Raw genomic sequence first — 20880 nt, 5'->3', positions numbered from 1 at the left:
CGCATCAAGCTGAAGCTAAAAGGGCTGAGTCCTGTGATGTACAGAACTCAGCCCTCACGGCCCTAGCCTAAAACTGTCCAACTTTGCGGGGTCAGTTCACCGGAAGGTCAGCGGGCTTTTTCATGCGTGGCGGCCGTGATCAGCGCGTGTTGATCGAACGCTGCGTGCGCTTGTACTGGATGTTCTCGACGATCTGCTTGGCCGTGCCAACCACCAGCTTGCTCGTGCAGAAGTAGTCTTGATAGAGCGCGGCCTGGTAGGCGTTCAGTTCGCCATTCTCGATGCGTTTGAAGTCGAACGCGGCGCCCTGGTCCCAGCCGTTCTGATCGTCATTGATGCTGGCATAGCGGCGCCACTCGTAAGTGTCGCAACGGATGCCTTCATAGTTGACGTTGCGCGCCCCGGCCGGACTCGTGACGACGACCACATAACGCACGACGCCATCATTGCCGACGGTCAGCGTGGATTTGTCGACGGCGAAGTTGAGCGGTGTGTTCTGCGACACGTTGAAGGGCAGCAGATTCGCTTCCTTCGGCAGCGGCGGCATCGTGTCGATCTTGTCTTCGGCCCAGGTGGTCTTGCGGTCGAGCAGATAGGTGAAGACGCCGTCATCCTGATTCGTCGGCGTCTTGGAGCTTGAGCAGCCGGCGAGCACGGCGAGTGCGGCCGTGGATGCCGCGAGCAACGCGAGTGAAGCTGTGACTTTCAATTGGATTTCCCGGAAACATGCGCGCGGGCTTCGAGCACCCCGCCCGGCGCTAAAGGCGAAATGGAAACAACAGCCCGGCGAGTGTATCGCCGGGCTGCCGCTTCAAGTCATGCCGAGTGTCAAAGTGTGCGAAGAACCGAGAACCTGAAACAAGGGAACTCAGTCGCACGGTGAACGCTGCTGCACGATCACCGTCACTTCTTCGCTGACCGTGCATTCTGCCTGAACTGCCGCGCCGGAGGCAGTTACCGCAGGTGCTTCGATCGTTATCGTCTGGAGCACGCGTGGATAGCGCGCCCCATGATGCGCGGCTCGCTCGCCGCGTTCGCCGCGGGAGTTGGTGCGCCGCAGGAAGCGGGACAGCTCGTTGAGAGCCAGTTGATAAACGTCGCGCTTGAACTCGATGACCGCATCCAACGGTACCCAATACTCGTTCCAGCGCCAGGCATCGAACTCCGGATGGTCCGTCGCACGCAGGCAGATGTCGCAATCGCGGCCCACCATGCGCAGCAGAAACCAGATCTGTTTCTGACCGCGATAATGTCCGCGCACCTCGCGCTTGATGAACTTGTCCGGCACCTCATAACGCAGCCAGTCACGGGTGCGACCCATGACCTTCACGTGTTCAGGAAGCAAACCGGTTTCTTCGTGTAACTCCCGATACATCGCTTGCACGGGGGTCTCGCCGTATTTGATACCCCCTTGCGGAAACTGCCAGGAATGTTCACGCAGTCGCTTACCCCAAAACACTTCGTTGCGCGCGTTCAAGAGGATGATGCCGACGTTCGGGCGAAAGCCTTCACGATCCAGCATACAACCACCTTCGAATCCTTTAAAATTGCTTTGATTATAAACAGTTAACGGGCCTGGCGCACCGGCAGGAACCCCAATTCGGGGCACGAATCCGGCGCCGCGTCTGCAACGCTGCGCCAGACGCTGTGCCGGACGCTTTGCCAGACCACCCGGAAGGCGGCAAAATCTTCGCTTCAGTAACAGGCACGTAGCCGGCGCAAGACCCGGCTCCGGCCCCATGCAACGCCGTCGACCGTTTCCGTTGTTCACCCTCGTTTCGCCTGCTTCGGCGCTCACCCGCAGCGCAGCACGCGCCGCTTTTGGAAAAATTGAATGAAAGCATCCCGTTTCTTCATCGGCACTCTCAAGGAAGCTCCCGCCGACGCCGAGATCGTCAGCCACAAGCTGATGATGCGCGCCGGCATGATCCGCCGCGTCGCGGGCGGTATCTACGACTACATGCCGATCGGCCTGCGATCGGTGCGCAAGGTCGAAGCCATCGTGCGTGAAGAGATGAACCGCGCGGGCGCGCTCGAACTGCTGATGCCCGCCGTGCAGCCCGCCGAACTCTGGCAGGAATCGAAGCGCTGGGAACAATACGGTCCGGAACTGCTGCGCTTCAAGGATCGCCACGAACGCGACTTCGTGATGGGCCCGACGCACGAGGAAGTCGTGACCGACATCGCGCGCCGCGATATCAAGAGCTATCGCCAGTTGCCGGTGAACTTCTATCAGATCCAGACCAAGTTCCGCGACGAGATCCGTCCGCGCTTCGGCGTGATGCGCGGCCGCGAGTTCATCATGAAGGACGCGTATTCCTTCGATAAGGACCTCGACGGCCTCGCCGAGTCGTATCGCAAGATGTACGACGCCTACGTGCGCATCTTCACGCGCATCGGCCTCGAGTTCCGCGCGGTGGCGGCGGACAACGGTTCCATCGGCGGCAGCGGTTCGCACGAGTTCCACGTGATCGCCGAAACGGGCGAGGACGACATCGCCTATAACCCGGTTTCCGAATTCGCGGCGAACGTCGAAGCCGCGGAAGCGCTGCCGCTCATCGCGCAGCGCGCCGCGCCCACGGAAGAACTGAAGAAGACGCCGACGCCGGGCGCCGCCAAGTGCGAGGCCGTCGCGCAGCTGCTGAACATTCCGCTCGAGAAGACCATCAAGTCGATCATTCTCGCGACGGAAAACGAAGGCGCTGAACCGACCATCTGGCTGCTGATGCTGCGCGGCGATCACTCGCTCAACGACATCAAGACCAACAAGCTGCCGGGCCTCAAGGAGTACCGCTTCGCGACCGAAGCCGAGATCGTCGAATGGTTCGGCACGCCGCCGGGCTACCTCGGTCCGCTCAACACGAAGAAGCCGGTGCGCGTGATCGCCGACCGCACGGTCGCGAACATGAGCGACTTCGTCGTCGGGACGAACGAAGTCGATTTCCATACCACCGGCGTGAACTGGGGCCGCGATTTGCCGGAACCGGAAGTGGCGGACATCCGCAATGTCGTCGCGGGCGATCCGTCGCCGGATGGCAAGGGCACGCTCGAAATCTGCCGCGGCATCGAAGTGGGCCACGTGTTCCAGCTCGGCACGAAGTATTCGGACGCGATGGGCGCCACGTTCCTCGACGAAAACGGCAAGCCCGCGCCGATGCAGATGGGCTGCTACGGCATCGGCGTGACGCGCGTGCTGGGCGCGGCGATCGAACAGAACTTCGACGAGCGCGGCATCATCTGGCCGGAAGCCATCGCGCCGTTCGAAGTGGTGATCTGCCCGATGGGCTATGACCGCAGCGACGCCGTCCGCGAGCAGGCCGACGCGCTGTATGCGAACCTGCAGCAAGCCGGCATTGACGTGATTCTCGACGATCGCGGCGAGCGCCCGGGCGTGATGTTCGCCGACTGGGAACTGATCGGCGTGCCGCATCGCATCGTGATCGGCGACCGCGGGCTCAAGGAAGGCAAGCTCGAGTACCAGGGCCGTCGCGATACCGAAGCCACGCTGCTGCCGGTCGAGGAAGCGGCCGCCGTCGTGACGGGCAAGGTCCGGGCCGCGCTCGGGAAGTAATGCAATACAACTTCCTGTCGGCGACGATCCTGTTGCTGCTGATCACCGATCCGCTCGGCAACATTCCGATCTTCATCAACGCGCTGCGCGGCGTCGCGAAAGAGCGGCGCCGTGTGGTCGTGCTGCGGGAAGTGGCGATTGCGTTCGTGATCCTGCTGGTGTTCATGCTGGCAGGCGACCGCTTCTTGCGCGCAATGAACCTCACGGATGTTTCATTGCGCATCGCCGGCGGCATCGTGCTGTTCCTGATCGCGCTGCGGATGATCTTTCCGCATCCGGACGGCGCCATCGGGGGCGCGAAAAGCGGCGACTCGCGCGGCGGCGAGCCGCTCATCGTGCCGCTTGCCATTCCGGCGCTGGCGGGGCCGTCGGCGCTTGCAACGGTGATGCTGCTGACCTCGCAGGCGCCCGGCAAGATGTTCGAGTGGATCGGCGCGCTGACGGTGACGATGCTCGTCTGCGCCGTCGTGCTGATCCTCGCGGAGAAGATCCAGCAATGGCTCGGCGAGCGCGTGGTGACGGCGTTCGAGCGGCTGATGGGGCTCGTGCTGGTGGCGATTTCCGTCGAGATGATGCTCACCGGCATACGCACCTTCGTGCATCAGCTATAAAAAAAAGCGGCCGAGGCCGCTTTTTCATTGGGGGCGAACAAGCCTCACGCGCCTTCGGTCAGCGCGCGGATGGTCGGCAGATTGCGCCAGTAGCCCTTGGCGTCCATGCCGCAGCCGAACACATAGCGGTCCGGCACTTCGAAGCCGCAGAAATCCGGACGCAGCGGCTTGGCCTTCGGAATGATCTTCTCGCACAGCACTGCCGACAGAAACGTCTTCGCGCCCATCGCCATGATGCGGTCGCGGATGGCGGCCATGGTCTCGCCTTCGTCGAGGATGTCGTCGAGCACGAGCACCGTGCGATCCTTCACCGATTCCGCCGGCGCCACGCGCCATTGCATCTCGCTGCCGCCCTTGATGGCATTGCGATAACGCGTCAGGTGGATGTAATCGAACTCGAGCGGGAAATCCAGATGCGGCAGCAGCATGCCGGTGAACACGGCCGCGCCGCCCATGACCGAGAGCACCAGCGGGAAGTCGTCTTGCGTCGCCGCCTTGATGGCCGTGGCCATCTTGCCGATCGAGGCGTTGACTTCAGCGGCCGTCACGATCTCTTCGGAATGGCTGAAAATGTGCAGGGCTTCTTCGCGATTCATAGGGCAAGCGGGGGAAAGGCAGACTTCTTAGTGTGGAAAAAAACGGCGGCGTGCGCCACATGATAAACCCGCGCCCGCCGTGTGCAGTGTGCCGCGTCGGACGAGCGCAGCGCGGGTTCAAGGACGCGAAGCTCAGCGCATGCCCGGCATCATGCCCTTCATGCCGCGCATCATCTTCTGCAGGTTGCCGCCCTTCAGCTTCTTCATCATCCCGCGCATCTGCTCGTACTGATTGAGCATGCGGTTGACTTCCTGCACGTGCACGCCCGCGCCCGCCGCGATCCGGCGCTTGCGCGCGGCCTTGATGAGCTCGGGCTTGGCGCGTTCCTGGCGCGTCATCGAATTGATGATGCCTTCCATGCGGCGCATCTGCTTTTCGGCGTTGTTCATGTCCGCGCCTTGCGCGGCCTGCTGGAACTGCGCGGGCAGCTTGTCCATCAGCGACGACAGCCCGCCCATCTTCTTCATCTGCGAGAGCTGCGCCTTGAAGTCGTTCAGGTCGAAGTCGCCGCCTTTCTTGACCTTGTCGGCGAGCTTCTGCGCGGCTGCCGTATCGACGCCGCGCTGCGCTTCCTCGACCAGCGCGAGGATGTCGCCCATGCCGAGGATCCGGTTCGCCATGCGGTCCGGATGGAAGACTTCGAGGCCGTCGAGCTTTTCCGCGACGCCGACGAACTTGATCGGCTTGCCGGTGACGTGACGCACGGAGAGCGCCGCGCCGCCGCGCGAATCGCCGTCGAGCTTGGTGAGCACGACGCCGGTCAGCGGCAGCGCGTCATTGAAGGCCTTCGCGGTGTTGACGGCATCCTGACCGAGCATGGCGTCGACGACGAACAGCGTCTCGGCGGGCTTGAGCAGCCCGTGCAGCTCGCTGATCTCCTTCATCATGGCTTCGTCGATGCCGAGACGGCCGGCCGTATCGACGATCACCACATCATGAAAGTGACGCTTCGCCCAGTCGATGGCTGCGCGCGCGATATCCGCGGGCTTCTGGTCGGGTTCGGACGGGAAGAAGTCCGCGCCGACCTGTTCGGTCACCGTCTGCAACTGACGGATGGCGGCGGGACGGTACACGTCGACGGAAACGGTCAGGACCTTCTTCTTCTGCTTCTCGCGCAGCAGCTTGGCGAGCTTGCCGGAGGTGGTGGTCTTGCCGGCGCCCTGCAGACCGGCCATCAGGATCACGGCGGGCGGCGTGACGGCGAGATTCAGTTCGGCGGCCTTGCCTTCGTAATCGCCGCCGATCACGGCCGTCAGTTCCTTCTGGACGACGCCGACGAGCGCCTGTCCCGGCGACAGGCTCGACAGCACTTCCTCGCCGAGCGCCTTCTCCTTCACCTTCGCAATGAACTCGCGCACCACCGGCAGCGCCACGTCCGCTTCGAGCAGTGCGAGGCGCACCTCGCGCAGCATCTCCTGGGTGTTGGCTTCAGTGAGGCGGGCCTCGCCGCGCAGCGTCTTGACGACGCGCGCCATCCGTTGAGTGAGGTTATCGAGCATGGGGAAACGGTAGGAAAGGGGGCCTTTTTCGGCGCGGTGTCGTACGCCGGCTCAGGTTCCGCCCCGCGCTGGCGCAAGGGGCAAAACGTCGTGACTCAGGGGCCTAGTGTAAACTTCGAACATGGATATTGTACTGTATGCCCTCACTGCGCTTCTCTACGGCGGCCTTGCTGTGGCGGGCTGGCGCGCGCATCGCCACCCGGCCGTGGAGCCGGCGCTGGCGGGCATGCCGCCGGCGGGTTTTGGGGCGGCGGTGCCGTCTTCCGTCCCGGCGGCGACACAGTCGAAGGCGTCCGGCATGAGCGGCGTCGGACGCTCACTATTATTAGTGGCGTTGCTGGTGCATGGCGTCTTGCTGCACACCACCATCTTTCCCCAGAACGCGATGATCTTCGGCTTCGCGTTCGCGCTCTCCGCGATGTTCTGGCTCGGCGCGGGCATTTACTGGATCGAAAGCTTCTTCTTCCCGCTCGACGGCCTGCGTCTGCTCGTGCTGCCGCTCGCGTGCATCGCGTCGCTGATGCCATTGCTGTTCGGCGGCGTGCGCGTGCTGTCGTATTCCGCCGCGCCGATGTTCAAGGTGCATTTCCTGATCGCCAACATTGCCTACGGGCTGTTCGCCATCGCCGCGCTGCACGCCGTGCTGATGCTGATGCTCGAACGCCGCCTGCAGCGCATGCGCGGGATGGCCACGCGTCACACGGGCAACGGCTGGCTCGCGAGCTGGCTCGACACGCTGCCGCCGCTGTTGACGCTCGAGAAGCTGTTGTTCCGGCTGATCGCGGCAGGCTTCGTGCTGCTCACGCTCACGCTCGTGTCGGGCATCGCGTTCAATGAGCAACTGGTCGACCGCGCGCTGCGCCTCGATCACAAGACCGTGTTCGCGTTTCTCTCGTGGCTGATGTTCGGCGCGCTGCTGACCGCGCGCCGCATCTCCGGCTGGCGCGGACGCGCCGCGTTGCGCTGGGTGCTGGCTTCGTTCGCCGCGCTGCTGCTCGCCTACGTCGGCAGCCGCTTCGTGTTCGAAGTGCTGCTGCATCGCGCGGTGGTCTGAGCGGCGCGTTCTTCTTTCTGACCGTACTCATGCGAAATTTCTTCTTTCTTATCGTCCTGTTCTTCCTGAGCCAGTGGCTTTTGAAGAAGCTGCGCCGCGCGAACGAGCGCGCGCAACAGGGCGACACCGCGGCCGGCGGCGCGAGCGCAGGTGGCTTCAGCGGCGGCGGCGCGGGCCGCGCGCGCAACGGCAACGGCTCGGGCGCCTCGGCAGCCCAGCCGCCGCAACTCGCCGATCCTTTGATCCAATGCGCGCAATGCGGCGTGCACACGCCGCGCAGCGAGGCGATCGTCGTCGCGGGCGAGCGCTTCTGCTGCGCCGATCACGCGCGCGCCCACGCCAACCGTCCGACGGGCCGCGACGCGCGATGAACACAGGCGGCAGCAGCACGGACCCGGCGCACATCGACGGGCAGGGCTGGCTCACGAACGCGCGGCGCCTGCCGTCGCCCAACTTCGAGGCGCGTCCGGGCAACGCGGCGCCGACGCTCATCGTCGTGCACAACATCAGCCTGCCGCCCGACGACTTCACGACGAACGCCATCGCCGACTTCTTCCTCAACCGGCTCGATCACGACGCGCATCCGTACTTCGATCAACTGCGCGGCCTGCGCGTGTCGGCGCACTTCGTCATTCGCCGCAACGGTGAGATCCAGCAGTTCGTTTCCTGCGACGAACGCGCGTGGCATGCGGGCGTCTCGTCGTTTCGGGGACGCGAGCGCTGCAATGATTTTTCCATCGGCATCGAGCTGGAGGGCAGCGACCGCCTGCCCTTCGAGGACGCGCAATACGACGCGCTCGGCCCGCTCGTAAGCCTGCTCGTGAAGCGCTATCCCATCGACGCGCTCGCCGGGCACTCCGACATCGCGCCGGGACGCAAGACCGATCCCGGCCCGCACTTCGACTGGCCGCGCCTGCGTCATGACAGCGCGTTGCCGCCCTCGTTCTTCCCGTTCCTGCCGCGCGACTGAGCCGGCTTGCTGACATCGAGCAAGATTTTTCTCGTTGCGACGCAGCACGGAGACGCGCGATACCTTTACCGCGCTTGAGGCGGAAAAAGTCAATCCCAATGAAGCAGAAAAAAGTTTTTGAGACTGCGCGGATGCCCACTATACTTGGTGCCGACCGACGTAATTTGCACTAGATCTTGTGTTGTTGAAGCGGCGCCCGCTCCTTGAGCCGGCGCCGTTGGCTTTCCGGCGTAGAAGAAGTTTGGCTGGCCCGGGGCGGTGCGCGAGGCGGTTTCTTTCAATGCAGGTTTCGCTGCGAAAGAGGCCGCGCGGGCATCGAGCGCCAGCAAGCAGCACCGTGAAGAAGCATGCAAGGGGGGGCGAGTTGCGTCGACCGACACCGCGCGCCAACGCGGGCACCGCATGGACGCCAAGAACGATGCGGGCCGCCATCGCCGCGAATCGCGTTCCAGAGCCTGCTGCATTCACAGCCCGGCTTTACCGCCAAAACACCGCGCGCCGCATGACGACTCATGACAACGCATGACGCACGCGCGGCATAAGTGATAAATCCGCGGACCATCCGCACCATTCGAACACCAGGAGTTTTGCACATGCAAACCACCGACACCGCCACGACTTCCTTCGAAGGCGCATCCACCCAGCCGATGGGCGGCGCGCAGCCCGTGAGCGCCCAGGCGCTCGCGCCGAACACGACGTTCGCCGACTACAAGGTCATCCGTCGCAACGGAAGCGTGGTGTCGTTCGAGCCGTCGAAGATCGCGATCGCGGTGACCAAGGCGTTCATCGCCGTGAACGGCGGCCAGGGCGCCGCCTCCGCGCGCGTGCGCGAGCTCGTCGAGCAACTGACCCAGGCGGTCGTGCGCGCGCTCGTGCGCAGCCGTCCGCACGGCGGCACGTTCCATATCGAAGACATCCAGGATCAGGTCGAACTCGCGCTGATGCGCGGCGGCGAGCACAACGTCGCGCGTGCCTACGTGCTGTATCGCGAGAAGCGCACGCAGCAGCGTTCGCAGGAACGTTCGGCCAACCCGAACGCGCAGTCGCATGAAGGCGGCGTCATCAACGTGACCGACAACGGCGTCACGCGTCCGCTGGACCTCGACGCACTGAAGGCGCTGATCGCCTCCGCCTGCGCGAACCTGGGCGACGCCGTGTCGGCCGACCCGATCCTCGCGGAAACGGTGAAGAACCTGTACGACGGCGTGCCGATGTCGCAGGTCTACGACTCCGCGATCCTCGCCGCGCGCACGATGATCGAGAAGGACCCGGCCTACAGCCAGGTCACCGCCCGCATCCTGCTGCACACGATCCGCCGCGAAATCCTTCAAGAGGAAGTGACGCAGGCCGACATGGGCGAGCGTTACGCCGAATACTTCCCGCAGTTCATCAAGCGCGGCATCGAAGCCGGCCTGCTGGACGACAAGCTGCAACAGTTCGACCTGAAGCGCCTCGGCGCCGCGCTCGACCAGAATCGCGACCTGCAGTTCGGCTACCTCGGCCTGCAGACGCTGTATGACCGCTACTTCCTGCACGTCGAAGGCACGCGCATCGAACTGCCGCAGGCATTCTTCATGCGCGTCGCGATGGGCCTGTCGCTGAACGAAATCGACCGCGAAGCGCGCGCCATCGAGTTCTACAACGTGCTGTCGTCGTTCGACTTCATGTCGTCCACGCCGACGCTGTTCAATTCGGGCACGCACCGCTCGCAGCTGTCGTCGTGCTACCTGACGACGGTCGCCGACGACCTCGACGGCATCTACGAGGCGCTCAAGGAAAACGCGCTGCTCTCGAAGTTCGCAGGCGGCCTGGGCAACGACTGGACGCGCGTGCGCGCGCTCGGTTCGCACATCAAGGGCACGAACGGCAAGTCGCAGGGCGTGGTGCCGTTCCTCAAGGTGGTGAACGACACGGCCGTGGCCGTGAACCAGGGCGGCAAGCGCAAGGGCGCGGTGTGCGCGTACCTGGAGACGTGGCACCTGGACATCGAGGAATTCCTCGAGCTGCGCAAGAACACCGGCGACGACCGCCGCCGCACGCACGACATGAACACGGCGAACTGGATTCCCGACCTGTTCATGAAGCGGGTCATGGAAGGCGGCGACTGGACGCTGTTCTCGCCGTCCACCTGCCCGGACCTGCACGACCTGTTCGGCGCGGACTTCGAGAAGGCGTACACGGCTTACGAAGAGAAAGCCGCGCGCGGCGAACTCAAGCTGTTCAAGAAGATTCCGGCGGCGCAACTGTGGCGCAAGATGCTGGGCATGCTGTTCGAGACCGGCCATCCGTGGATCACGTTCAAGGATCCGTGCAATGTGCGCTCGCCGCAACAGCACGTCGGCGTCGTGCATTCGTCGAACCTGTGCACGGAAATCACGCTGAACACCAGCGACACGGAAATCGCCGTCTGCAACCTGGGCTCGGTGAACCTCGTCGCGCACATGGTCAAGCAGGCCGACGGCAGCTACGCGCTCGACCAGGCGAAGCTCAAGCGCACCATCAGCGTCGCGATGCGCATGCTCGACAACGTGATCGACATCAACTACTACGCGGTGCCGAAGGCGCGTAACTCGAACCTGAAGCATCGTCCGGTCGGCATGGGCATCATGGGCTTCCAGGACTGCCTGCATCTGCTGCGCACGCCGTACGCATCGGACGAAGCCGTGGAGTTCGCCGATCGCTCGATGGAAGCCGTCTGCTACTACGCCTACTACGCGTCGACGGAACTGGCGGAAGAGCGCGGCCGTTACGCGACCTATCGCGGCTCGCTGTGGGATCGCGGCATCCTCCCGCAGGATTCGCTGAAGCTGCTGGCTGAAGCGCGTGGCGGCTACGTGGAAGTGGATGCGTCGGAATCGATGGACTGGCCGGAACTGCGTTCGCGCATTTCCACCTACGGCATGCGCAACTCGAACTGCGTGGCGATTGCGCCGACGGCGACCATCTCGAACATCATTGGCGTGTCGGCGTGCATCGAGCCGACCTTCCAGAACCTGTATGTGAAGTCGAACCTGTCGGGCGAATTCACGGTGGTGAACGACTACCTCGTCCGCGACCTGAAGACGCGCGGGCTGTGGGACGAAGTGATGGTGTCGGATCTGAAGTACTTCGACGGCACGCTGTCGCGCATCGACCGCGTTCCGGCTGACCTGCGCGCGATCTACGCAACGGCCTTCGAAGTCGATCCGAAGTGGCTGGTCGAAGCGGCGTCGCGTCGTCAGAAGTGGATCGACCAGGCGCAGTCGCTCAACATCTACATGGCAGGCGCGTCAGGCAAGAAGCTCGACGAGGTCTACAAGCTCGCGTGGGTTCGCGGCCTCAAGACCACGTACTACCTCCGCACGATGGCGGCGACGCACGTCGAGAAGTCGACGGTCGCGCACGGCGCGCTGAACGCGGTGCCGTCGGGCAACGGCGGCAACGGCGGCCATGGCGCCTCGGGTGCGAACGGCGGCTTTGGCGGCGGCGTGAATGGCGCCTCCGCGGCGGGCAACGGCGGCTTCAACGCGGCGGCAGCGAGCGCGCAGGCGGTCGAGACGGCGCCGGAAGCGGACGGTCCCGTGTGCATGATGCGTCCGGGCGATCCGGGCTTCGACGAGTGCGAAGCCTGCCAGTAAGCGCAGGTTGAGCCGGTCAGGCGGGCCGGCATCGGAGCAGCGTTTCGCTCCGGTGCCGGCCCGTTTGTTTTGTGGTGCGGTGCGGGTTGGATTGTCGCGGGCGCGATGGGTCGGCTGCGAAGGGTGTGACGGAGGAGGGCACGCAGGCAGAGCGACGCAGGCGAAGCTCAACGTCGCGCCGACGGGCACCACGCAGGCAATCAGCGCCCGGTCGAACTCCCGAGCACTCAGCCGCGCGTACCCCGCGAGATCTCGGTACCCGCATCGTGCGCGAGGCGCGCGGTGATCGGCATCGAGAAGAAGGAGAACAGGCCGACGACCAAAAACGCCGGCCAGAAATCGGACCACTGCACGGTGGCATGGCCGTTCAGATATTGCGACAACTCCAGCGTGATGCCCGCGACCGTCACGCCAAGACCCAGCGACACTTGCTGCACGAAGCTCGCGAGGCTGGTCGCACGGCCGACGTCGCGCGTTTCGATCTCCGCATAGGCAAGCGAGTTGAGGCTCGTGAACTGCAACGCGGGGAAGAAGCCGCCGAGCAGCACGACCGCCCAGATGACCCACGCGGGCGTGCCGGGGAAGAACGCACCGCACGCCGCAATCGCGATGCCCGACAGCGCCGCGTTATAGAACAGCGTCTGCCGGAAGCCGAAGCGATGCAGCACGCGCGAGGCGAGCGAGCGCATGAACATGCCGCCGAACGCCGATGCGCAAGTGATCGCGCCGGACTTGAATGCGGTCATGCCGAGGCCTTCCTGCAGCGCGAGCGGCAGCAGGAACGGCACGGCGCCGAGACCGATGCGGAACATCGAGCCGCCGAGCACGCTGGCCTGGAAGGTCGGCACACGGAAGAAGCGCAGGTCGAGCAGCGGTTTGTCGGCGCCGCGCGCGTGGATGCAGTACAGCACCACCAGCAGCGCGCCGGCGGCGCACATCGCCCAGGCAGTGCCTTGCGGAATCAGTTCGCCGCCGACGAGCGAGAGCCCGAGCAGCAGCAGCACGCCGGCGCTTCCCGAGAGGAAGAAGCCGAACCAGTCGAGTCGTCCCGGATGCTCCTCGCGCGAGTTGGCGATATGACGATTCGTGAGCCAGATGCCGAGGATGCCGATCGGGATGTTGATGAAGAAGATCAGGCGCCAGTGCAGGTAGGTCGTGATGAAGCCGCCGAGCAGCGGTCCGATGGCGGGCCCGAGCATGGCGGGCAGCGAGAGGTAGTTCATCGCGCGGATGAACTCCGAGCGGCGCACCGAGCGGAAGATGATGATGCGGCCGACCGGGACCATCATCGCGCCGCCGACGCCCTGGATGAAGCGCGCAACCGTGAACGGTCCGAGCGACGTGGATGCCGCGCACAGCAGCGAGCCGACGACGAAGATGCCGATGGCGGTGCGGAACACGACCCGCGCGCCGAAGCGGTCGGCGACCCAGCCGCAGATGGGGATGAAGACGCCGAGGCCGAGCACGTAGCTCGTGACGGCAACCTTGAGCGTGACGGGATCGCGGCCGAAGGCGCGGGCCATCTCGGGGATCGCGGTGACGATGACATTGGCGTCGACGCTTTCCATGAACATCGCGCATGCGACGATGAGAGGGGCAACGAAAGCTTTGACGGCAAGCGGCATGGCGAATCGCGATCAACTCTTGGCGGCAAGAGCGGCGATTATGGCACCGATATGGAGCAGTCGCTGAAGGATTGCTGTGCGCAACGTGGCGCGAAGAACATTGCTCAATGCGTGAGGACACGATGGAACCGGAAGACCTGCAACGACTCATCACGATGAAGATGCCGTATGGCAAGTACAAGGATCGCGTCATCGCCGATCTGCCCGCGCACTATCTCGCATGGTTCGCGCGTGAGGGTTTTCCAGAGGGCAAGCTCGGCAGGCTGCTCGCGTTGATGCATGAGATCGACCACAACAACCTGCGCTCGCTGCTCGATCCCTTGCGTGGCGGGAAGGCCTGACAGCGCGGTTTCGCGGTGTTTCGAGGCGCTGCGTTAACGCGCTATAGGTTGTGTTGAAGGATTTTGCAAGCACAAGATATTGTGGAAGCGAGGCATCGAATGCTAAACTTCGGCAACGAATCCGGAGCGCGCGAGCGGTCTTGAAGCGGTCTTGCAAGGCATATGAGCAGGCTGCCGCGAGCGTGTTTCGAGCGAAGCGAAGGTGTGGAGCGAAGGGTCTGCGATGACATGCAACCGAGGTCATCGAAGCGCGCGAGTGAGTGGCAAGAACACGTGATGCGAGTCATCGTTCGGGCAGCTCGCGAAGCAGTCGCTCTTCACGCATCTTTCGTTTCGCATCGAGTGTCGTCGAGCGACATCGTCGATGCATGAAGCGAGCGACGCTTCGCTGCATCGATCATCGGGCGCGCTGCATGTCGCGATGCTCGCGGCACAACGGTCCGCATGACACTGCCGCGTTGAGTACCCAAGCCGCAAAGCCTTGCACGGCAAGGCTCTCAAGGCAGCGAGAGAAGCTGCATGAAGCACGCTGCACTGACCTCGCGAGGTCGTCGAAGTCACTCGATCAGGATCGCTTCACACACGTTTGAACGGATATCGCATCAGGCTTCAAACACATCACGCTCTGCCGAGTGTTGTTTGCAAGTAGCAACGTGGAATCCAAATCGCAAGAAAACGAGATTTTTCATGAGCAAACTCTTTTAACGCTCAGAAAAAGATGGTACAAACCGATCTAAATTGATGGTGAGAATTTATGCTCAACTGGGATGACGAGACCACTGCCGTAGCTCCCTCGAGCGCTCCGCAACCGAACGCGTTGCGTAACGCTCAAGGCACGACTTTCGGTACGCAAGCTGCAACGCAAGTTGCGCATGCTCATCAAGCCACTCATCAAGCTGCGCAAGCGAACACGACCAACATCTTCTCCGATGGCTTCGTTCCGCCCGCAGCCGCCACGCCTTCCGCCGGCGCCATCGCCGCGCAGAGCGAGGCCCGCGTCAATGTCGCCGACAAGCGCATCATCAACGGCCAGACCGACGTCAATCAGCTCGTGCCGTTCAAGTACAAGTGGGCGTGGGAAAAGTATCTCGCCGGCTGCGCGAACCACTGGATGCCGCAGGAAGTGAACATGTCGCGCGACATCGCCCTGTGGAAAGACCCGAACGGTCTGTCGGACGACGAGCGCCGCATCGTCAAGCGCAATCTCGGATTCTTCGTAACCGCAGATTCGCTCGCAGCGAACAACATCGTGCTGGGCACGTACCGTCACATCACCGCTCCCGAGTGCCGCCAGTTCCTGCTGCGCCAGGCATTCGAAGAGGCGATCCACACGCACGCGTACCAGTACATCGTCGAATCGCTGGGCCTCGACGAGAGCGAGATCTTCAACGCGTATCACGAAGTGAAGTCGATCCGCGACAAGGACGAGTTCCTCATTCCGTTCATCCAGACGCTGACCGATCCGGCCTTCACGACCGGCACGCTGGAAGCGGACCAGAAATTGCTGAAGTCGTTGATCGTGTTCGCCTGCATCATGGAAGGGCTGTTCTTCTATGTGGGCTTCACGCAGATTCTGGCGCTGGGTCGCCAGAACAAGATGACGGGCGCGGCGGAGCAGTATCAGTACATCCTTCGCGACGAGTCGATGCACTGCAACTTCGGCATCGACCTCATCAACCAGATCAAGCTGGAAGAGCCGCAACTGTGGACCGCCGAATTCAAGGCCGAGATCCGCGAGCTCTTCAAGCAGGCGGTGGAACTTGAATATCGCTACGCGGAAGACACCATGCCGCGCGGGGTGCTCGGCCTGAATGCGTCGATGTTCAAGAGCTATCTGCGGTTCATCTGCAACCGGCGTTGCCAGCAGATCGGACTGGACCCGCTCTTCCCGAACGAGGAAAACCCGTTCCCGTGGATGAGCGAGATGATCGACTTGAAGAAGGAACGCAACTTCTTCGAGACACGCGTGATTGAGTATCAAACCGGCGGCGCGCTGACCTGGGAATAATAAAAATCCAGGACGTGTTGCAGACGAAATCGATGGGATGGCCGGGCAGCAGCGTGTCGCTCACGCGCGCCCGGACCAACAAGGTTTAGGAGAACGGTCGCCTGATGCAATGTGCGCCTAGCAATTCAACGCGCCGATTATCGGCCCGAACAGAAGACAGGCGTTGTGCATTCCCTGCAAAGGGATGGGCAAACTTCCCCCCGGAATATGCCAGCGGCAGGCCCGCTGGCTCGATCAAGCGATGGCCGGCGCCACGAAGACGTGGTGCTGACTCAATTTGGCGCGCGGTGCCTCGGGGCACGGCGCGCCTTGCCGTATTCATTAGCGTAAGCAGGTGGGATCAGCGTACGCCGATGAATAATCCGCTTCGTAGCGTGCGCTGTCGAGAAAGGCGACACGTGGGAAGCGGGTTTTGACGAAGGGTGTTGTTTGAACTGACTCTCATCTGAAAACCTGAAGGAGAAAAACCATGGCAGTTGCCAAGAAAAAACCCGCCGCTAAAAAGGCTGCAGCAAAGAAAGTCACCGCCAAGAAGGCCGCTCCGGCGAAGAAGGTCGCAGCCAAGAAGGTCGCTGTGAAGAAGGTCGCGGCGAAGAAAGTCGCAACCAAGAAAGTCGCAGCCAAGAAAGTAGCGGCGAAGAAGGTCGCAACGAAGAAGGTCGCGGCGAAGAAGGTTGCAGCGAAGAAGGTCGCAGCCAAGAAGGCGCCGGCGAAGAAGGCCGCAGCGAAGAAGGTTGCAGCGAAGAAGGTCGCAGCCAAGAAGGCGCCTGCGAAAAAGGCTGCAGCGAAGAAGGTCGCAGCCAAGAAAGTAGGCGCCAAGAAGGCGCCTGCGAAGAAGGCTGCCGCGAAGAAGGCGCCGGCGAAGAAGGCCGCAGCGAAGAAGGCCGCTGCGAAAAAGGCTCCCGCGAAAAAGGCTGCTGCGAAGACCGCAGCCCCTGCGCCTGCTGCTGCACCCGCTGCGAAAAAGGCCCCCGCGAAAAAAGCTCCGGCCAAGAAAGCCGCTGCTGCGAAGAAGACCACGGCTGCCGCTCCTGCCACGACGGCAACGACCGTTTCGGCGCCTGCTCCGGCTCCGGCCGCAGCGGTCAAGACGGCGTTGAACCCGGCAGCAGCATGGCCGTTCCCGACGGGCAGCCGTCCGTAAGTTCGCGTAGCAGGCAGCAAACCGGCACATTGCGATGTGCCTTGAGTCCGGGTAATGCTACCCGGACTGAACCCGCCGTCCGGGGCAACCCGGCGGCGGGTTTTTCATTCGTATGGCGGGAACGCGCAGCGGTGATTGCGCCACGCCAGTCGCATCGGGAAGCTCGCTGTGCGCGGGCAAAGAAAAAGCGCATGCATCGTTCGATGCATGCGCCCGGTAAGTCCTGTTGAAGCGTGACGGGCTTTCGGCCGTACCTTCAGTGCGTCACGCTTCAGTGCGTCACGCGTGTCACGCCGCCGCTCGACAGCAGGCGCACCCGCTCGCCTGCCTGGAAGACTTCGCCGTTGGCGGTCTGCGTGATGGCGCGGAGGTCGCCGTTGTCGAGGCGCACGGTGATCTCGAGGCCGTTCTTCGTGGCCACGTTGTTCTCCACCGCGTTGCCCGCGACCGCGCCCGCCAGGCCGCCGATGATGCCCGCGATGATCGAGCCGTTGCCGCCGCCGATCGCACTCGCCGCCGCGACGCCGCCCAGCGCGCCGCCGCCGATGGCGCCCAGGCCGCTCGGCTGGCCGTTGTTCGAGCTGATCTTCACGCCCCGCACGCTCTCGACGGTGGCCATGCGGACCGTCTCCTCGCGTTGCGCCTGCGAGGACGTATAGACGTCCGGCGAACTGCTGTTATAGGCACAGCCGGTCATCGCCACTGAGCCGATGAGCGCCGCCGCCAGCACGACACGACTTACCGTTTTCATACCCTTGCTCCAAATCAGTTACGACAGGCTGCTTCCAAATGCCTGCTGATAGCGTTCTTCAATCTCGGCGCGCGTGGGCGCGTAAGTCTGCGGCCCCTGATGCTCGATCTTCAGCGCGCCCATCAGGCTTGCGAGGCGCCCGGTCTTTTCCCAGCCAAGCGCATTCTCGATGCCGTAGAGCAAGCCGCCGCGGAACGCGTCGCCGCAACCGGTGGGATCCACCACTTGCCGCGCCTGCACCGCCGGCACTTCGAGCACGCCGTCCGCGTCATAGATCTGTGCGCCGTGCTCGCCGCGCGTAATCACGAGCGCCTTGACGCGGCTCAGGATGTCTTCAATCGACCATCCCGTCTTGTTGCTCAACAGCTTGGCTTCGTAATCGTTGACCGCCACGTAGGTGGCAAGTTCAATCATGCGACAAAGCTCCACACCTTCAAGGATAGGCAATCCCTGACCCGGATCGAAGACGAACGGCACGTCCGCTTTGGCAAACCCTTCGGCATGCTCACGCATACCTTGTGCCCCGTCCGGCGCAACGATCCCGAGCGACACGCCGCGCGCTTCCTCGGCGCGGTTGAGGTGCGATTCCATCATCGCGCCCGGATGGAACGCGGTGATCTGGTTGTTCGCGAGGTCGGTGGTGATGAAGCACTGTGCCGAATGCTGGTCGGGCAGCACGCGCACGTATTCCTTCGACAAACCGAGCGCGTCGAGCCGGTCGATGTACAACTGCGCATCCGCTTCGCCGAGCGTGGCCATGATCTTCGCGTCGCCGCCCAGCAGCTTCAGCGCATAGGCGATGTTGCCCGCGCAGCCGCCGAAGTTGCGGCGCATCGTCGGCACCAGGAAGCTGATGTTCAGCATGTGCACCTGGTCCGGCAGGATGTGGTCGCCGAAGCGGCCCTGGAAGGTCATGATGTTGTCGTAGGCGAGCGAGCCGCAGATGAGCGTAGCCAAGGCGAACGTCCTTATTGTTGGAAGCCGGAAGAGAGAAAGCGCATGCGCATGCGGGGCGCGACGGCGCCTGGCATCGCGCCTCGCATGCGCGCGGGCCGCTCGGTGCGGCCCGCGTTTCAGCGTTACTTCAGTGCGGCGAGTGCGGCGTCGTAGTTCGGCTCGTCCTTGATCTCAGGGACGAGTTGCGAATGCAGCACCGTGTTGTTTTCGTCGAGCACGACAACCGCGCGCGCCGTCAGGCCGCGCAGCGGGCCGCTCGTGATGTCGACGCCGTAGGATTGCGCGAACTCGTGGCCGCGGAACGTCGATGCCGACACGACGTTCTCGAGCCCTTCGGTCGTGCAGAAGCGCTTCATCGCGAAGGGCAGGTCGCCCGACACCACCACGACCACCGTGTTGTCCAGCTTGCTGGCGGCTTCGTTGAACTTGCGCGTGGAGGTGGCGCAGGTCGGCGTGTCGAGGCTCGGCACGATGTTCAGCACTTTGCGCTTGCCGGCGAAGCTGGCGAGCTTGACGTCGCCGAGATCCGTGCCGACGAGCGTGAACTCGCTGGCCGGCTGGCCCTTGCCCGGGAACGTGCCGCCTACGTCGATGGGATTGCCGCCGAGGGTAACTTGACTCATGTTGCGCTCCAGAGAATTGTCAGATGCTGACGGGAAAACCACGCGTGCACGAACCGCGAAGGCCGTGACGCGCGTCATGTGGAACAGGGGGCCGGACGTTCGCGCGCCGGCCCGCCATTACGGATAAAAGACCTGAACCCGGTAGTTCGCGGCGACGGCGTCGCCGGTATCGAGCCGGACGACGACCGGCTGCGCGCTCTGCGGCGGAAGGCCGATGGCGAATATCGTACCCGGTCGCGCGTAATCCTGCGGCCAGAGCACGCGGCGGATGGCGACATTGTTTTTGTCGTCGAGCAGCGTGAGTTCGAGCGCGGGATAGGCGAGCGCGACATCCATCCGGTTGCGCAGCGAGAGTTTCAGTTCGAGCTTGTGCGGGCCGTCCACCTGGCGCAGTCCCGAACTTTCGATCTGGAGTCCGTCGATATCGCGCGGCGGCGAAACCTTGCAGCCGAGCTGATCGCAGACATCGGCGTAAATGGCATGTGCGCCGGGCACGCTCACCATGACGGTCTCGCGCTGCCACCAGGCAAGCTGCGCGACGAGCAGCAGCACCAGCAGCACCGCCAGCACAATTCCAGCGATACGGCCGCCCTTGCTCCTTTTCCTGCGCGTGCCGCCTTCGGGCTCGGCCGCGTGCGGGCGGGACGCGTCGCGCATGGGGTCATGCATCGTCTCGCGCATCGCGGGAAACGCTTCGTTGGCGCTGGCCGCGCGCGCATTGCCGGCGCGCCTTTCGCCGAAACCCGGTTCGGGATCGTCGGCCCAGGCGGGCGCGGCGGGTGGTGCGGCGGGTTCCGGTGCGGGACGCGGCGGCGGCGTCTCCGGCGGCCTGTCCACTGGACCGATGAACGGCTCGGCGCGATCGTCGACCGGATCGAAGGATGATGAGGCCGGCCTGAACGGCGGCGGAGGCGGTTCGACCGGCGACGCAAACGGCGCATCGGGCCGTGTCTGCGGCGCGCCCGCGCGGACGAACTGCTTCACGCGCGGCGGCTCTTGCGGTTCCGCGGAGGGTTCGTTGGCGGCGTCGCCCGATGCGGTCTGCGTGGCGTCGTCGCGCGGCGCCGGCGTGGACGTCGGTGGCGACGCCGGAGTGTATGCGTAGACCGTGCGGTCTTCGTCGTCTCCGGGCGTGGAAACGGGAGCGGCAGGTGCCGCAGGTGCAGTCGGTGCAGCAGGCGGCGGCGTGAACGGCCGGGGCTTCGGTGGCGTTTCCGCTACGGGCGGCGGGTCGGCGGGAGCCGTGTGCGTGGACGGGCCGATCGCGGCTTCGTCGTCGATGATCGCGGCGTGCTGCGGAATGGCGGGCGCGGCGGTTTCGTCGGGCAGTTCGAAGCGATGATGCGCGGCGTCGAAGACTTCCTGGCAGTGGCCGCAGCGCACGCGGCCGTCATGCGGCGCGAGCAGGTGAGGGTCGAGCTTGAAGACGGTTTCGCAGTGGGGGCAGCGGGTTGCCAGCGCCATATAAGAAGTGCCGTTGGCCTTGCGGCCGGTTCGTGGACGATGGCGCTA

Annotated in this window: 19 protein-coding genes and 1 pseudogene; 10 read left to right on the top strand and 10 right to left on the bottom strand. The window is 63.9% G+C overall.

What is annotated here, in order from left to right:
- Positions 1 to 139: 139 nt before the first annotated feature.
- Together QCE83_RS11710 and QCE83_RS11705 are read right to left on the bottom strand one after the other, a co-directional pair.
- Positions 140 to 709, bottom strand: a complete 570-nt coding sequence (locus QCE83_RS11710; RefSeq protein WP_309809926.1) for a CNP1-like family protein — start codon at positions 707 to 709, stop codon at positions 140 to 142.
- Positions 710 to 868: 159 nt separating this feature from the next.
- The gene (locus QCE83_RS11705; RefSeq protein WP_309809923.1) at positions 869 to 1522 is read right to left on the bottom strand and encodes an RNA pyrophosphohydrolase; all 654 of its coding nucleotides are present in this window, start codon (positions 1520 to 1522) and stop codon (positions 869 to 871) included.
- A gap of 312 nt (positions 1523 to 1834) precedes the next feature.
- Here QCE83_RS11705 and QCE83_RS11700 point away from each other — a divergent pair, with 312 nt between their 5' ends.
- Positions 1835 to 3571 (top strand): proline--tRNA ligase, encoded by a 1737-nt coding sequence (locus QCE83_RS11700; protein ID WP_309809920.1) that lies wholly within the window; start codon positions 1835 to 1837, stop codon positions 3569 to 3571.
- Complete coding sequence (locus tag QCE83_RS11695; RefSeq protein ID WP_309809918.1) at positions 3571 to 4182, top strand: MarC family protein; 612 nt, start codon at positions 3571 to 3573, stop codon at positions 4180 to 4182. Before QCE83_RS11700 ends, QCE83_RS11695 begins: the two co-directional genes overlap by 1 nt.
- 44 nt (positions 4183 to 4226) lie before the next feature.
- Here the strand turns inward: QCE83_RS11695 and QCE83_RS11690 are convergent, their stop codons facing one another.
- Both QCE83_RS11690 and ffh read right to left on the bottom strand, forming a co-directional pair.
- Complete coding sequence (locus QCE83_RS11690) at positions 4227 to 4778, bottom strand: hypoxanthine-guanine phosphoribosyltransferase (protein WP_309809915.1); 552 nt, start codon at positions 4776 to 4778, stop codon at positions 4227 to 4229.
- A gap of 132 nt (positions 4779 to 4910) precedes the next feature.
- On the bottom strand, positions 4911 to 6278 hold the full coding sequence (ffh, locus tag QCE83_RS11685; protein ID WP_309809910.1) for a signal recognition particle protein: 1368 nt from the start codon (positions 6276 to 6278) through the stop codon (positions 4911 to 4913).
- Positions 6279 to 6399: 121 nt separating this feature from the next.
- On the opposite strand from ffh, the gene QCE83_RS11680 reads away from it, so the two are divergent.
- Genes QCE83_RS11680 through ampD form a run of 3 tightly spaced genes read left to right on the top strand, consistent with a single transcriptional unit; the run spans position 6400 to position 8302 of the window.
- Positions 6400 to 7332, top strand: a complete 933-nt coding sequence (locus QCE83_RS11680) for a cytochrome c biogenesis protein CcsA (protein ID WP_309809907.1) — start codon at positions 6400 to 6402, stop codon at positions 7330 to 7332.
- Positions 7333 to 7361: 29 nt separating this feature from the next.
- Positions 7362 to 7703 (top strand): PP0621 family protein, encoded by a 342-nt coding sequence (locus QCE83_RS11675; RefSeq protein ID WP_309809904.1) that lies wholly within the window; start codon positions 7362 to 7364, stop codon positions 7701 to 7703.
- The gene (ampD, locus tag QCE83_RS11670; protein WP_309809896.1) at positions 7700 to 8302 is read left to right on the top strand and encodes a 1,6-anhydro-N-acetylmuramyl-L-alanine amidase AmpD; all 603 of its coding nucleotides are present in this window, start codon (positions 7700 to 7702) and stop codon (positions 8300 to 8302) included. Before QCE83_RS11675 ends, ampD begins: the two co-directional genes overlap by 4 nt.
- Positions 8303 to 8391: 89 nt before the next feature.
- Here ampD and QCE83_RS11665 read toward each other — a convergent pair whose 3' ends face one another.
- Entirely contained in the window at positions 8392 to 8631 is a 240-nt protein-coding gene (locus tag QCE83_RS11665) for a hypothetical protein (protein ID WP_309809892.1), read from the bottom strand.
- 264 nt (positions 8632 to 8895) lie between these two features.
- Between QCE83_RS11665 and QCE83_RS11660 the strand changes: the two genes are divergently transcribed.
- Positions 8896 to 11919: a ribonucleoside-diphosphate reductase subunit alpha gene (locus QCE83_RS11660; RefSeq protein WP_309809890.1), complete on the top strand. Its 3024-nt coding sequence runs from the start codon at positions 8896 to 8898 to the stop codon at positions 11917 to 11919.
- Between the two features lie 227 nt (positions 11920 to 12146).
- Here the strand turns inward: QCE83_RS11660 and QCE83_RS11655 are convergent, their stop codons facing one another.
- Positions 12147 to 13544, bottom strand: coding sequence for an MFS transporter (locus tag QCE83_RS11655; protein WP_309809887.1), 1398 nt, complete (start codon positions 13542 to 13544; stop codon positions 12147 to 12149).
- Positions 13545 to 13666: 122 nt separating this feature from the next.
- Here QCE83_RS11655 and QCE83_RS11650 point away from each other — a divergent pair, with 122 nt between their 5' ends.
- The 4 genes and pseudogenes from QCE83_RS11650 to QCE83_RS11635 all read left to right on the top strand — a co-directional run bounded on the left by QCE83_RS11650 (position 13667) and on the right by QCE83_RS11635 (position 17037).
- Positions 13667 to 13885 (top strand): DUF3820 family protein, encoded by a 219-nt coding sequence (locus QCE83_RS11650; protein WP_309811677.1) that lies wholly within the window; start codon positions 13667 to 13669, stop codon positions 13883 to 13885.
- A 754-nt stretch (positions 13886 to 14639) separates the two neighbouring features.
- Positions 14640 to 15893, top strand: coding sequence for a ribonucleotide-diphosphate reductase subunit beta (locus QCE83_RS11645; protein ID WP_309809883.1), 1254 nt, complete (start codon positions 14640 to 14642; stop codon positions 15891 to 15893).
- A 104-nt stretch (positions 15894 to 15997) separates the two neighbouring features.
- Positions 15998 to 16331: pseudogene (locus QCE83_RS11640) on the top strand (hypothetical protein).
- Positions 16332 to 16362: 31 nt separating this feature from the next.
- On the top strand, positions 16363 to 17037 hold the full coding sequence (locus QCE83_RS11635) for a histone H1-like DNA-binding protein (protein WP_309809880.1): 675 nt from the start codon (positions 16363 to 16365) through the stop codon (positions 17035 to 17037).
- Positions 17038 to 17308: 271 nt separating this feature from the next.
- Here QCE83_RS11635 and QCE83_RS11630 read toward each other — a convergent pair whose 3' ends face one another.
- The 4 genes from QCE83_RS11630 to QCE83_RS11615 all read right to left on the bottom strand — a co-directional run bounded on the left by QCE83_RS11630 (position 17309) and on the right by QCE83_RS11615 (position 20832).
- On the bottom strand, positions 17309 to 17788 hold the full coding sequence (locus QCE83_RS11630; protein WP_309809876.1) for a hypothetical protein: 480 nt from the start codon (positions 17786 to 17788) through the stop codon (positions 17309 to 17311).
- An 18-nt stretch (positions 17789 to 17806) separates the two neighbouring features.
- A complete protein-coding gene (locus QCE83_RS11625) occupies positions 17807 to 18745 on the bottom strand; it encodes a carbohydrate kinase family protein (RefSeq protein ID WP_309809873.1) in 939 nt (312 codons plus the stop codon).
- 122 nt (positions 18746 to 18867) lie between these two features.
- Positions 18868 to 19368 carry a thiol peroxidase gene (gene tpx / locus QCE83_RS11620; protein WP_309809870.1) on the bottom strand — a complete coding sequence of 167 codons (501 nt, stop codon included), beginning with the start codon at positions 19366 to 19368 and terminating at the stop codon, positions 18868 to 18870.
- A gap of 117 nt (positions 19369 to 19485) precedes the next feature.
- Entirely contained in the window at positions 19486 to 20832 is a 1347-nt protein-coding gene (locus tag QCE83_RS11615; RefSeq protein WP_309809868.1) for a zinc-ribbon and DUF3426 domain-containing protein, read from the bottom strand.
- Positions 20833 to 20880: the final 48 nt, after the last annotated feature.

It is taken from the genome of Caballeronia sp. LZ034LL (assembly GCF_031451215.1).
Taxonomy (GTDB): Bacteria; Pseudomonadota; Gammaproteobacteria; order Burkholderiales; family Burkholderiaceae; genus Caballeronia.
Note: the sequence above shows the minus strand (reverse complement) of the source record. Positions and strands in the feature narration are given on the sequence as shown.